Here is a 13,233-nt window from a genome sequence, read left to right on the forward strand (position 1 = left end):
GCCGGGCGCTAGAGCGCCCGGGGCGCCGGTAGGAGCCGGCCCGGCAGGGCTTCAACCCCGCGGCCGCGGGCGTTGAACTCCGTAGCCCGGCGCCGGACTCGGCCAGCTCCGCCGCCTGACCCTGAACCTGCTCGCTGCCTTGGCGTCGCAGTGGCGGCGCCGCCGGCGCCGGCCACCTCCTACAGCTGCTGCCGCAGCAATCCCGTCCCCGCACCCGTCGACCAGGCTGACCTGGTCGACGTCACACGCCTCCCCCTTCGGCCTCGGCCAACACCCCCTTCCAGCTCGGCATGGCTCGGCCGCCGCGCCAGCTCGTCCCTCCCTGGCACGCCCGCCGCAGAGACGCCACGCCGAGATTCCCCCGGGCGACTCCGCCCTGCAGCCGTCCCGCCAGGCCGCAGCCCTGGCATGCCGGCCGCGATCGCTGCGTCGCCCCTCGCAGCCTCTCGCCGGGTACCCGCCCGCTGCACTCCCCCCACAAGCGCCCCCCATCCCTCAGTGAGGGGGGACTTGTGGGGGGATCTCATTTCGCAGCGGGCCGGAACACTCCGGCTCGCTCTTCGGCTGCCCCAATCCCACATCCCCCACCCCGCGCCCCCAGGGGCGAGCGAGGGAAGTCCGAGCGAGAGGATCTCCGCCATGTCGGCGCGAGGCCTCTTCCAACTTCTTTCGATGAGGTGGAAATGCAAGAGGCACAAAAGCGCCTGGTGTCACTCGTGAAACAGAACAGCCACCGGCACCGTCCCCACGAGGTGTGGCGCGACTTCTGTGAGCTGTCGGCGCTCGCGATCAGCAACAGCGTGGACCTGGTGCAGTACGCCCAGCGTGAGGCTCGGTATCTGGAGATCGTCAAACGCTACAACTCGGAGGAGGTGGAGCGGTTTCCGCACATGCTGGCCTGCGTTGTTGAAACATTGGAGGTTGGCAGTTGCGACTGCCTGGGCGAGACCTTCATGGCGCTAAACCTCGGTGACCACTGGAAAGGGCAGTACTTCACCCCCTACCCGGTGTGCTCCCTGATGGCTCGTATGTCAGTGGTGAACTGCGACGCGCCGATTGCGCGGAACGGTTTTGTGCGAGCTATGGAACCCTGCGTTGGCGCTGGTGCGATGGTGATCGCCTTGGCTGAGGCGATGCAGGACAACCAGCTCAACCCGCAACAGCAGTTGCACGTCACGGCTGTCGATATCGACGCGACCGCAGCCCATATGGCGTATATCCAGCTCTCGTTGCTGCACATTCCTGCGCTCGTCGTCCACGGCAACTCGCTGAGCCTCAAGACTTGGAGTACGTGGAAAACGCCCGCACACATCCTCGGGTTCTGGGATCAGAAACTTCGGAAAGTGGAGCAAGCCCAGGCCGAGCAACAACCGCCTGCCGAGTCGCAAATGTGTGACCTGAGTGACGTGTCTGCTGAACCTTCTCAAGGGGAACCAAGTGCGACCGAGCGGGAGCCGTTCCCGGCCACCGCTTCCAACCGGCAGTTCTCGCTGTTCTAGCTGCGCTCGACTGAGACGTAGCGTGTTACTGAGGGGTTGACAAACGCAACCCCGATGGTAGCCTATGAGTACATTGTGTACGCCGACGGAGACGACATGAGCCAATTTGCCGATCAAGAGGTATCCGATCGCTTCGCGCCCGGGTACTACCGGTGCGTGGCGGACGGCTCCGAAGTATGGTTCGGGTGGGCGGCCAGCGTTGTCGATGCGCACGCCCGCGCCGAAGCTGAAGGTGTTCCGGCCGAAGAGAAATTCGCTGAACGCATGACCTACGGCCCAGCCATGCACCCCGTTGTTCTCGCCGCTTGGCGAGAACAACATTGATCGACAGGAGTCACCCGATGAAGCGTCAAACTGCTGCACTCGTCTTGCTGGCGAGTGCAGCTGTTCTTGCTCATGCCGAGATCTACCGGCATGTCGATGACCACGGCAACGTGACGTTCTCCAATATCCCGCCCAAGGGACTGGTGCCTGCGCTCGCAGAGAAGGTGCCAGCCGCCAGGGAACTGGCCGCGCCTCCGGCTGCACGTTCGGAAGGTAGGGCAGCTGACTCAGTGCCTCGGCCAAAAGTTGCGGCGTCGGTGCAAGCTGTGCGGGACGCCGAGCGGCGACAGATCCTTGAACGGGAGGTGGCCAAAGAGCAGGAGCTTCTGGCTGCCGCGACAACCAAGAAGGATGCCGAGGCCGTCGGTCGACATCAGGCAAACCTGGTGGCGCTTCGGGCGGAGATGGGGCGGATCAAATGACGCAAACGCAGACAGGCTGAGGTATGGACATCGTAGGCACACAGCTGAACATCATTTCGACCCAGGAACTTATCGAACGGGCAGAAGGGCTCGGAGTTCGCATCACGCTTGAAATCGGCCGGAGCGACGATGGAGCAGATTTTCTCGTGCACGCCGTTGGTCGACATCTGTTGCTGCCAGGGAAGCGCCAAGCCCTAGGCCTGGTGGTCGTCGACGTGTCAAGCGAGGAGTCCCGGCTTCTCGGCGGTGCAACCCATGAAGACGCCGAGATCGACGCTAGAACCCAGCTCGCGGCCATTGCCGATCGCATCAGCTTTACAAGGACGTCAGCCCCGCTCAGAGCCCTCGGCGCCCAAGGAAAGATGCAACTAGACGTTATCGACCGCCTACACTGAACAGCCGCTTGCTCTATGATGAAATCGGCTGCGGGAGGACTTTTTAAAGTCTGATCGTAGCTTTGCGCTACTGCCGGAAGGGGATGAACCATGTTCATCCCTGACCGGATGAACATGGCTCTTTTGGCGGTGGTACTACACCTTTTCGCGAAAGGAACCAACCATGTTTAAGCGTAGCACAAGTAATGTTAGCTGTGGAACGGCCCGTGTCGAGGAAGTGCGCGTGCTGAAGCGGCCGGATGGCGAGCAGCCTTATCTGTCCGCATATGCGCGAGTGATCTTCTGTGAGAAAGGAACGAAGCGCGATCAAACGCTCTTCTTCCATCCCACGGACACGGAAACGGTCGACTTCTTGTTGGGCGCCATGCATGGCCGTCATACGGTCTACATGGAGGTCCTGGGGTTGAAAACGCCGATCCCGTTCTTCGATGCCGTCGCTCATAAGCTCGGTATGCGGAGTAGCTGGATTCGGCAAGGCGACATCGTTCACATGAACCTGGGCGATCAGCCTTTCGTGTTCCCGGTCTAACGCAACAGACGGCACGGTCCTTAGGGATCGTGCCGTTTTTTCATGGGTCTGCCAGATTCGCATGCACAGAATCACACGTGCCCTGGCCCGCGTCATTGCTGCGTTGCAGGCTGCGTGGAATTACGACATCCACGCTGCCCATCGCCGAGCGGGCGACCGAACGCCTAGAGGCGAGCAAATCCGATTGGAGTCCGCTTGGCGACGGCAGCAGCTGCGCGCCCATCGTGCGCGCCAGGCGGCGTGGCGATCGACCCGGCGGTTGGCCGGCGAGCCATCGGCTTGGGCCGAGCAGCTCGGCGAGCTGGTCGTGTTTGTAGTGAAGATCTTGTGTTGGTACTGGGGACTGACGGCTGCCGTGCTGGCACTGTGGTGCCTGGCAACGTCGACGCTGCCTGGCGAAGTGGCTGCAGAGGGAACGCACGCCGTGGAGTCGCTGGTTTCCCTGTCCCTCAGCCTTCAGTATGGATGGGCCTTGCTGCATTTGCGGCTTCCCATTGGCTCGCCTTTCGTGCGCACGTGGCGCGAGACGTATGAGAAAGTGGAGCGCGGTGATGCGGCACACCGATAGTGAATTGACAGTTGTCATTACACATTGTTGCGTGCTGGTGTATTGACGTTTGTGAGTGCAAGAACGATAAATACATCACTCGCGCGCTGCTTATCTGCGGCGAGGAGATGAAAACCGTTTTGGTAACCCCCCAGGACAACGCTTTGCGTTGTCCTTCGGGACGACGAGAGCGGTGTCCTTTTATCTACCGTGAAAGGATGCGCCATGTCTCACGTCAACCACGACGACGTTTCGTCGGTCACGTCTGCTAAGGCTTACATTCAAGAGGTGAAACTCTGCAGGAGTGAACCCCAGAATGGAAAGAAGGCTCGTGAGTTTCTGATCGTCAAGTTGAAGCAACACAACGGCTTCCGACGCGATGGCTCATTCGCTTTCAAATACCCGGAATGCGGCTTTACCGAGGATCTGAAGGAACTGGTAGCAGAACTGAAAGATCGGCTGGAAAAGGAGCCCGGATGCCGAATTGTCGCGCGGGTTGAGATTCTCAACGCTAGCGCTAAGCCCTGGTTTCAGGGAGACAAAGCAGGAGTGAATGATCGTGGAACGCTTCGTGCGATCCATCTGATCGAGCAGGAAGACGCTCAGTAGTGTCCCGCTGCAAAAAAACCCGGTCAGCCTACGCTGACCGGGTTTTCTCTTGCCATGGCAATAATGGCAAGTATGAACCGCTCTTGACGTGGTGCTTTATTTGGGGAAAATGAAGTATTCGCTGGCGATACAGCGGATCGGCGGAAGTTGTTTTGGAAACCGAAGGGCAATGCATTGCGTTGTCCTTCGGGATGACACAGCGCTGTCCTTATTACCGTGAGGATGATGTTATGTCTATCGACCAAAATGATCTTGCTTCGGTTTTTCTCCGGCGCCGGGCCATGTTCGGTGGTGACGTGTTGGCGCAATATGAGGTTTATGGCCTATGGCCTGACGGTGGACCTCAGTCTGCGTCGGTGCGTTACGCGTATGTGGTTAGTCTGGACGACGCGTTTGAACGGGCAAGGATGTGGCACCGGCAAGACTTGGACGTCGAGGTGACTGCTGCGGACGGCCGTGTTCTATTGTCCATTGGGGGTGATGAGCCCTGGCCACGGACTGCGTCGGAGATTGCGGAAGCGACGCACGGGTATGAGGATGCTTTTTAGTATCCAGATGCCGAAGAGCCCTGCCAACGTCTGTTGGCAGGGCTTTTTCTCGTTCAATTCAAGACGTCATCGAAGACAAATTTCCACAACCAAGCTGTCCCACATCGCTCGGCGGCTGTAGGGGCAGCTCCAGGTGCGGCCGGCGGCCGACATGCTGAAGCCACGAGCGACGAGAAGGGCGCAGATCTCGGGCGCGGGCTGTGCATCGAATGTAAAGACGATTCGGTCAGCTCCCATGTCGAGCTGGTAGTGCGGAGGAAGGCGCACGGCATCCGACGAGCCCCCAGTTGTCTGGGAATGGGCGTCGTCCGACACAGGGGCGCTAGGGACGATGCGAAGGCTTTTCATGACACGGTTCTCCTTGGTATGGATTTCTCGGCTGATCGGGCTGCTAGATTCAGGAGCCGATCGTTTTCGGCTTTCCGAGCGGAGCGGCCCTGGTGCCGCTCCCGTCGTTCTGCTGAGTTCGTTCGCCGTGTCTGCGCATTGAGACGGCGCGGTGAAGCAGAGCCGCAAGGGGACCGTGGAATAAATGGAGGGGACCCGCCGGAGGCGGGGAGGCGCTTTTTATGCCGCGAAAGCCCCTTGCGGCTCTGCGCGCGGCGGCTACCTTGCGCGGATTGCGAACGGGCGCAGCAGGGCGACGGATCGAAGCCGTTGCGCGAGGAATGCCCTGTCACTCACAGCACGCTTTGCGTGCTCAAGCTGGTAGCAAGCGATGCTTGCCCCTAGGTCGCGCGGAGCGCCCTGTGCGAGTCTTTGGCGCGCCAAAGACTTCCACGTCGGCGAGCCGTCTCCTGAGCGGCGTTGTCGTCTGCTTCAAGCTTCACGCTGTGTCTCTCTCCATCATTGTTGATTGACAAAGTTCACCGCGCGCTGCATAATCCCCGAACTACTCCTCCCTCGCCGGGTCATTCAGTTGGCTTCGGTTTGGGACGAAAAAACCGCCCAAGTGGCGGTTTTTTCATGTCTGCCTACCGAAAGCACAACGACGTGGAGACACCCGCCAAGGCGACCGCGGTCTACATCGACGGCTACAACCTCTATTACGGGCGCCTGCGCGGCACGGAGTTCAAGTGGCTCGATGTGGTGGCGCTGTTCGACCACATCCTGCACGTGCAGGACCCGGGCGCCTCGGTGGTGGCGGTCAAGTTCTTCACCGCGCCGGCACTGACCCGGTTCGCTTCCCACGGCGACGCCTCTATGCAGGCGCAGATGACCTACCACCGGGCGCTCGAAAACCGCCACCCCGAGCGGTTTTCCATCATTCTCGGCACCCATGTCTGGGAGAAGAACGGTACCGCCTTGCCCCAATACATCGAGGGCGAGCCCTTCGACAAGAACAAGAAGGTCAAGGTGTGGCGGCTGGTCGAGAAGAAAACCGATGTCAACCTTGCCATGGCGATGTACCGCGACGCTGTGGCGCGGCGCTACGACCAGGTCGTCCTCTGCTCCAACGATTCAGACGCGGAGCCGGTGCTGCAGGCGCTGCGTGAAGACTTCCCGGAGCTGACAATTGGCGTCGTCACCCCCATCCGTCCCCGTGGCGGCGAAGGTGCGTCGGATCGACGGGTCAGCACCTCACTTTCCGCCTTCGCACATTGGACGCGTCAACACATCCGGGATGAAGAGCTGCGGCTTGCTCAGCTGCCTGCCAAAGTACCGACCCGCAAGAAGCCAGCGGTCAAACCGGATCACTGGTGAGCTACGCAGGTTGCGCCGCTATCCTCAGGGCGTCGTGACCTGAAGGCATTGTCGATGTGTGTCAACTACGTGCCCCTGACGGACAAAGCGAGGTTTCGTCGTGAGTGGCAGTTGGATCTGCCCGACGAACAATGGCCGCGCGAAGTCTTTCCTCGCTACCGTGCTCCGATCGTCCGACGTAGGTCTGATACGTTGTCCTTTGACGTGGAGGCGGTCGCCGGCACCTGGGGCTTGCTGCCCTGGTGGGCGAAGGAGGCCAAGATTCCGTGGACCACGGTCAATGCTCGCAGCGAAGAGGTGCATACCAAAGCGTCGTACCGAGACGCTTGGAAGCGAGGGCAGCGCTGCATCGTGCCCATGGAGGCCTTCTACGAACCGAACTACGAAACCGGCGAACATGTTCGCTGGCGTATGTGGAGATCGGATGGTCAGCCCATGGGAATCGCTGGGTTGTGGGAGCGATGGCGCTCAAAGGATGGGTCTGGTGTCGACTTGGTCACCTTCACCGCTCTCACCATCAGTGCTGAGGGGCATGCCTTGATGCGGCGCATGCATAAGCCAGGCGACCCGAAACGCATGCTGGTGGTGTTGGACGAGACCGAGTACGGGCGCTGGCTGGAGGCGCCTATTGAGGAGGCTGCGCCGCTGCTCGATCAGTACCCGGCAGAACTCTTCAGCGATGAGGCGGCTCCATTACCCCCGCGTGGTGCTCGGTCAGCACATAGCACAACCACGACTGCCGATAGCTGAAAAGCTGCGTTCCCGTGCGCACCAGTTCCTGGCCTGTGATCACGAACTGTTTTCCTCGCAGCTGGGTGAGAAGCGCGTTGTCGAGTTGCGGCAGCAAGTGCCGCCCTGGCGGGCCTGCATTCTCGGTCAGCTTAGCGACGGTGATTAGCTTCCCGTAGGCGCGAGTGCTCGCAATCCAGAGGTGCCCCTGGATGGAGTCCGCCCGGTGAACGGCGAGGTCCAGGTCAGGCACTCGCCTTCCCTCCAGCCGCATACGTCTTACCGCGACCCACATTGCCCGGCTATCGGCGTCGGGTAGGCGCAGCTGCAGCGGCCCGATTGCCCTCAATGGGTGAGCGAGAGACCGCCAGGGCGTTGGTCTCATAGAGTTGCCCAGCTACACGAAACCAGAGCCGTGGATGATCGCCCTCGTCGTCCGCGCCAGGCTCTCGGCGCCAAGCGCAACACCCTACCTCTGGCAGCCGGGATACCGATTTCCCGCTGCTTTGGGGGTCAAGGCAGATCGTTGTGTACGGCAATTCGCCGTGGCCGCCGAAGCAGGCACAAACGTAACAGCTACCGCGCGACGAAGTAGAGTGCATGGTCGTCATACTGTACAAATATACAGGTATCCAAGCCAGGCACAACCTCGGTGACGCTTCCCCCCCCCGGATCAGCAGCCGAGTGGTGATGTTTGGCGCGCCAAAGAAAAGCCGCAACGACCAGGTGTAGGAAGTGTATGATGTAGGTTGTATTGTGTAGTAGCGCGTATGCTGTAGTGCTATACAATTGCATACGTATTGAGCTACCGGAGCACTACATGACGCAGCAGAAAACCCTTCCGTATGACCTCGACAACCCTCCGGAGCGCATTCTGGACATGTGGCGAGCGGCCGATAGTCTGGATGCGGAAGGTACTCGTGTAACGCTGGAAGCGGTGCGAGAACGCGCGGGGGGCGGGAGCTACTCCACCATCTCGAACGCGCTCGCTGGCTGGAAGAGAAAACGAGCAGCGGGGTCGGTGAAGGCTTCCGAGCCGATGCCGGCTGCCTACGCCGACCGCTTAAGCGCGGTCGGCGCCGAACTCTGGGCGATGGCCCTAGATGCCGCGAATGCTCGCTTAGAGAAAGAGCGCCGAGACCTAGGGGATCTTCGCGAGGAACTGGAGGTTGAACTGGGGGACGCCATGCAATTGGCAGACCGCTTGACTAAAGAGGTTGAGCAGCTACGGCGTGATGTGGAGGAACTCAGTGGCGCCAAGCGGCAATGCGAGAAATTGGCCGAGCAGTTGGCTGATCAGAAGCACCGCAGCGCGGAAGAGCTGACTCGTGCGGCAGCGAGGGTTCAGGCTGCAGAGGCGGCGGCCTTGGCAGACCGCGAAGCGGCTCGTAAGGCAGCCGAGTATGCGGCGCGCATGGAGGGGCAGGTTGAGGCCTATCGCACCCAGTTGAGCGAGCTAACGGCCGCAGTGAAGACGACACCCGGTCGTTCTAGGGGGTAGGCGTGACATTCTGTGCGCGATGGCTGTTAGCAGTACTGGCTGCGGCTACGCCTCTGGCGCATTGCTGGGCAGCCGATTTCGAAGGTGAGGTCGTGGCGGTACTCGACGGCGACACGATCGACGTTCTGCACGATCGACGCGCGATCCGCGTTCGTCTGGCTGAGATTGACGCTCCAGAGAAGCGGCAGGCGTTTGGCCAGCGCTCGCGACAGGCGTTGGCCGACTTGGTGTTCCGGCGCCACGTGAAGGTGTTAGACCGTGGGAGCGAGCGACATGGTCGCACGCTCGGCATCGTGATGGTGGCTGGCATCAACGTGAACGAGGAGCTGGTCCGGTGGGGGCATGCATGGGTATATCGTTCGTACTCCCGAGACGAGACTTTGGTGCAGTACGAGCAACTCGCCAAGGGGGCTCGGCGTGGACTGTGGGCAGACCCAGGCGCCGTGCCGCCGTGGGTCTATCGCAAGAGCCGGCCGTGAAGGGCCGGGGATGAAAACCTTTGGCGCGCCAAAGACCGCTGGCCGTCTTTCGAGGACTGCTGATGCTCAAGAAATCGGAATGGGTGGATCGGTTTGCCAACGAGTTTGGGCGCCGCTGGCCCGGAATTAGTCCTGAAGGCGCCTATGAAGTGGCACTGGACGCCGCCGACGATGCGCATGGATGGTTAGAGCCTGAAGAGGCCGCGGATCTCGAAGCGCGGCAGTGGCAGTGGCTTGCTGGGGGTGAACATTCGCACAAGGATGCACCATGAACCATTCAATCGGCTCTGGGATCTCGCAGTGAAGCCACCGAAGGCGATCACGTGCTCGTGAACAGTCTTGGCGGCGGCTGTGATCAGCCTATATCGTCGCAACGATGACCGGCTTCTTGTCTTGACAGGATTGACCCTCCGGTTCATCTGCGCTCGAATGCCCCGTTCAAATCACCGGAAGAGTATGCAATGAGCGCCGCGCGAGCCCCCTCGCTCGCCAGACTGGCCATCGGGTCCGTACTGGCGTATCTGGCATTCAACGAGGCCTGGCTCTATGGCGGCATCTGGGAGCTGCGCGCCCACCCCGCTCGCGAGGTTGAGGTGACGCTCTCTGACAACAAGACCGTCCTCAAAGGCGATCTCTCCCGGGCGTGGACAAAGGAATGGGTGCTCGAAACGAAGGATGGCCAGCAGTGGCATTTCGAGGACTACGCTGTGATGCGATTCACCCCATCCGAGCCGGAGCACCCGAGGGGCGCGCACCACTGGCGTTCCCTTCTGCCCCCGCTGTTGATCGCCTGGGCGTGGCTCGCATGGCTGCTGAAAGGAATTGCGATGCCAGTTTTCTCTGGCCGCAGCGAGGGGCATTGACATCGCCCGAAGTAGTGCGGTGGTGCCCCGTGTACGCGTGACGCCTTTTGCGGTACCTGGGCACAAACCTTCAACTTCCGTGAGCCCGCCTCCCGCCCACCTTCCGCGCCGAGATCACGCCTCGGCCGTGGTGGCTCAAACCGTCATCCGAGCGTCGCCGCGCTTGACTTTCCGGCGCCGCCTGCTGGAATAGGGATGGGGGCATGGTTCGCCCTGCCCCCGGCCTTTCGAGGGTGGGGACGCTCACCCGACCGCGACTCAACCCCTGTCAGTCGCTGTGCCGCGCCTAGCTAGCGCGGCCAAGGGGTCCCTGTAAGGGAACGCGCCTGCGATCCCGCCGCCGGCTGCCGCTACGCCAAGGCGAGCGGCGCCTCCCGTTCAAGAACGGCCGCCCTGCACCGGGCGGCCATTTTTTTTGACCGCACGCCCTGCAGATAACGTTTGTTATTTACAGGCATAATTTCTCAGTCAAATCTCCACGTTGTTGGGCTGAAGGAGCTAAGTGCATGTCGGAGAAAGAGAAATTTGAGGTCGACGGCAACAGCCTGGAGACGGGATGGGTGACCGCCCGGGGCATGGTGTACGTGCTCGCCACCTTGGTGTTCGTCGCCTTCTGCGCCTTGTTCGTCGTCGTGCTGCTGTACTTTGTCCGGTTCGGCGACCAACCGGTCGGCGATCAAGCGGTCTGGGGCCAGTTCGGTGATTTCCTCGGCGGTAGCCTGAACCCGCTGTTTGCCTTCCTCAGCTTCATTGCACTGGTGTTCACACTCGTGTTGCAGACCCGGCAGCTGGCCTTGAGCCGCCACCAAATGGAGGTGAGTCGCAACGAGCTGGCGTTGAGCCGCACGGAGCTGGAGCTGACACGCGCCGAACTCACGAAGTCGGCTGCCGCGCAGGCGGATCTGGCGAGAGCCACTGAAAAGCAGTTGACCTGGGCGGCGACCACTGCACGAGCGCAGCAAGAGGCCGCCAAAGCGCAACGGGCGACGGCCGAGACAATGAAGCAGCAAGCGCTCGCGGCCACGCTCGCTGCGCAAGCGCAGGCGGTGCAGGCCGATCTGTCCCGCCTCACGCAGGAGTTGGGCCGCTCCAGCGCTCTAGGCGGAATTCCCTTTGCCGAGCACGGACCGGCTACGGCGCGGATGAATGCGCTGCGCACTCGACTTCAGCAGCTAACGGATCGGCTCACCGCAATGAGCGAAAACGAGTCCGAAGGTGGTTCATCCGGTGATTGACCCGCACCGGCGCCTCGCGGCACACCACTTTGCCTACCTGCGGGCCTGGGTAGAAGGTGTACCGCTTGTTGACGCGGCGCGACGCTATCTCGGGCTGGAGCATGGCCACCAGGCGGTGACCATCCACCGTCTGGTCATCGACGAGCTGCGGGCGCTAGCGCGGCGCCGCGGAGACCGGCGCTGGCGGTTGATCGGCATCGACGTCGGTGCGCGCACGGAGGCCACGGGCCCCGCCTCGCAGCCCAACCTGCATGAGTGGGCCGCGGCCAAGGGCCTGGAGGGGTGGAGCGAGGCCGAGCTGCTGGAGCTGTACCAGGAGGCGTTTCCGCCACAGAACCCCCAGGGCGAGCGGAAGCAGCTGCGCAACGCCAAGCTGCGCCAGCGGCAGCTCGCCGTGCTGGCCGACCTGGAGCACGCGGTCGGCATGCCGGTCGCACCGACCGACCCGGTCGACACGTGGTTCGAGCCGGCGGTGGCCGAGCGACTGAAGCGCGCCGGGTACCTGCTGCTGGGGGAACTGGCCAGTGCCATCCGCCGCGGGGGACGGTGGTGGCGCGGTATACCGGGCGTGGGGGCGGTCAAGGCGGGGCGCATAGAAGCGCTGCTGACTGCCCTGCTGCCGGACCACCTCCGCACGCCGGTGAGCGCCGCGATCCAGAGCGCCGGGCTGCCGGCGCTGCCGCCGAACCGGCACGCGCTGGATGGGTCGGCCGGCGCCAACCGGTCGCCCCTGCCGCCGCGGGTGCCGGCCACTACCGACCTCGAAGCGATCAACGCCTGGCTCTCGGCCACGGTGGGCCAGCCGGGGGAGCCCGGCCACAACGCGGTGACCGACGCCACCTACCGGCGCGAGGCGCAGCGCTGGCTGCTGTTTTGCGTGCTGGAGCGCGGCAAGGCGATGTCGTCGGCCGACACGGAGGACTGCCGCGCCTACATGGCCTTCCTGAACCGGGTGCCGGAGCACTGGCAATCGCTGCGTCCCGCGCCGCGTCTGGATGTGGAGGCCGGCTGGACGCCGTTTCGAAAGCAGCCGGGGCTGGCCAGCCGGCGCCTGGCGGTCAAGGTGGTGCACCTGATGTGCCACTGGCTGGAGAAACAGCGCTATCTGGACAGCAACCCGTGGTCGGCCGTCAACCGCAGCCTGGTCGACGGCGACGAGACGCCGCCGGCGCCGACCAGCCGGGCACTGACGCCGTCGGCGTACCAGGCGCTGCTGGCCGGCCTGCCCGATCCGACACGGCCGGGGAGCACCCGCAACGGGTTCATCGTGGTGTTCACCCGCTTCACGGGACTGCGGGCGGCCGAGCTGCTGCGAGCCACGATCGCCGACCTGGTTGAACACGATTACGGGTGGAAGCTGAACGTGCTGGGCAAGGGGCGCAAGCGCCGCCAGGTGTCGGTGCCGTCGCCGGCCATCGCGGTGCTGCAGCAGTACCTGGCTGCCCGCGGGCTGCCGCCGCTGGGCAGCTGCCCCGGGTCGACGCCGCTGCTGGCTGCACTCGACGATCCCGCCAGGGCACCGACCTACTCGGCGGTGTACCAGTCGATCAAGGCCTTCATTCGTCGTGCGATGCGGAGCAGCGACCTGCCGCCTGCCGAGCGCGCCCGCGCCGAGAAGGCCACCCAGCACTGGTTGCGGCACACCTTCGCGACCCGGTCCGCCGAGGCGGGGGTGCCGGAAGACGTGCTGATGGCCGAGATGGGGCATGCGTCCCGCGCCACGACTGCCGGCTACTACCAGGCGCAGGAGCAGCGCCGTCAGGAACTGATGGAGCGGGCGGCGGCGGTAGGTATGGAGTGAGGGAACAGCAAGCGGAGACAAACTGGACCAACACATCAATAGCGTGCG

At 62.8% G+C, this 13,233-nt stretch carries 15 protein-coding genes; 14 read left to right on the forward strand and 1 reads right to left on the reverse strand.

Features of this window, described 5'->3' with window-relative positions:
- Positions 1–683 precede the first annotated feature (683 nt).
- From N7L95_RS00005 to N7L95_RS00030, 6 genes are all read left to right on the forward strand, one after another.
- Positions 684–1,499 carry an N-6 DNA methylase gene (locus N7L95_RS00005; RefSeq protein WP_301255454.1) on the forward strand — a complete coding sequence of 272 codons (816 nt, stop codon included), beginning with the start codon at positions 684–686 and terminating at the stop codon, positions 1,497–1,499.
- A gap of 96 nt (positions 1,500–1,595) precedes the next feature.
- Complete coding sequence (locus N7L95_RS00010; protein ID WP_301255455.1) at positions 1,596–1,823, forward strand: hypothetical protein; 228 nt, start codon at positions 1,596–1,598, stop codon at positions 1,821–1,823.
- A 17-nt stretch (positions 1,824–1,840) separates the two neighbouring features.
- Positions 1,841–2,245, forward strand: a complete 405-nt coding sequence (locus tag N7L95_RS00015; RefSeq protein WP_301255456.1) for a DUF4124 domain-containing protein — start codon at positions 1,841–1,843, stop codon at positions 2,243–2,245.
- A gap of 23 nt (positions 2,246–2,268) precedes the next feature.
- Positions 2,269–2,640: a hypothetical protein gene (locus tag N7L95_RS00020; protein ID WP_301255457.1), complete on the forward strand. Its 372-nt coding sequence runs from the start codon at positions 2,269–2,271 to the stop codon at positions 2,638–2,640.
- 163 nt (positions 2,641–2,803) lie between these two features.
- Positions 2,804–3,169, forward strand: coding sequence for a hypothetical protein (locus N7L95_RS00025; RefSeq protein WP_301255458.1), 366 nt, complete (start codon positions 2,804–2,806; stop codon positions 3,167–3,169).
- A gap of 772 nt (positions 3,170–3,941) precedes the next feature.
- Entirely contained in the window at positions 3,942–4,325 is a 384-nt protein-coding gene (locus N7L95_RS00030) for a hypothetical protein (RefSeq protein WP_301255459.1), read from the forward strand.
- Between the two features lie 614 nt (positions 4,326–4,939).
- Here N7L95_RS00030 and N7L95_RS00035 read toward each other — a convergent pair.
- Complete coding sequence (locus N7L95_RS00035; protein WP_301255460.1) at positions 4,940–5,221, reverse strand: hypothetical protein; 282 nt, start codon at positions 5,219–5,221, stop codon at positions 4,940–4,942.
- Positions 5,222–5,839: 618 nt separating this feature from the next.
- Between N7L95_RS00035 and N7L95_RS00040 the strand changes: the two genes are divergently transcribed.
- The 8 genes from N7L95_RS00040 (at position 5,840) to N7L95_RS00075 (ending at position 13,185) form a co-directional block, all read left to right on the forward strand.
- On the forward strand, positions 5,840–6,577 hold the full coding sequence (locus N7L95_RS00040; protein ID WP_301255461.1) for an NYN domain-containing protein: 738 nt from the start codon (positions 5,840–5,842) through the stop codon (positions 6,575–6,577).
- 54 nt (positions 6,578–6,631) lie between these two features.
- A complete protein-coding gene (locus tag N7L95_RS00045; RefSeq protein WP_301255462.1) occupies positions 6,632–7,327 on the forward strand; it encodes an SOS response-associated peptidase in 696 nt (231 codons plus the stop codon).
- A 799-nt stretch (positions 7,328–8,126) separates the two neighbouring features.
- Positions 8,127–8,807 carry a DNA-binding protein gene (locus N7L95_RS00050; RefSeq protein ID WP_301255463.1) on the forward strand — a complete coding sequence of 227 codons (681 nt, stop codon included), beginning with the start codon at positions 8,127–8,129 and terminating at the stop codon, positions 8,805–8,807.
- Between the two features lie 92 nt (positions 8,808–8,899).
- Positions 8,900–9,286 (forward strand): thermonuclease family protein, encoded by a 387-nt coding sequence (locus N7L95_RS00055; protein ID WP_301255464.1) that lies wholly within the window; start codon positions 8,900–8,902, stop codon positions 9,284–9,286.
- Between the two features lie 62 nt (positions 9,287–9,348).
- Positions 9,349–9,558: a hypothetical protein gene (locus tag N7L95_RS00060; RefSeq protein ID WP_301255465.1), complete on the forward strand. Its 210-nt coding sequence runs from the start codon at positions 9,349–9,351 to the stop codon at positions 9,556–9,558.
- Positions 9,559–9,747: 189 nt separating this feature from the next.
- Positions 9,748–10,149: a hypothetical protein gene (locus N7L95_RS00065; RefSeq protein ID WP_301255466.1), complete on the forward strand. Its 402-nt coding sequence runs from the start codon at positions 9,748–9,750 to the stop codon at positions 10,147–10,149.
- 506 nt (positions 10,150–10,655) lie between these two features.
- Positions 10,656–11,384 (forward strand): hypothetical protein, encoded by a 729-nt coding sequence (locus N7L95_RS00070; protein WP_301255467.1) that lies wholly within the window; start codon positions 10,656–10,658, stop codon positions 11,382–11,384.
- Positions 11,377–13,185 carry a site-specific integrase gene (locus tag N7L95_RS00075; protein WP_301255468.1) on the forward strand — a complete coding sequence of 603 codons (1,809 nt, stop codon included), beginning with the start codon at positions 11,377–11,379 and terminating at the stop codon, positions 13,183–13,185. The genes N7L95_RS00070 and N7L95_RS00075 overlap by 8 nt, the downstream gene beginning before the upstream one ends.
- Positions 13,186–13,233 lie beyond the last annotated feature (48 nt).

The sequence above is a fragment of the Eleftheria terrae genome (assembly GCF_030419005.1).
Classification (GTDB): Bacteria; Pseudomonadota; Gammaproteobacteria; order Burkholderiales; family Burkholderiaceae_C; genus Caldimonas; species Caldimonas terrae.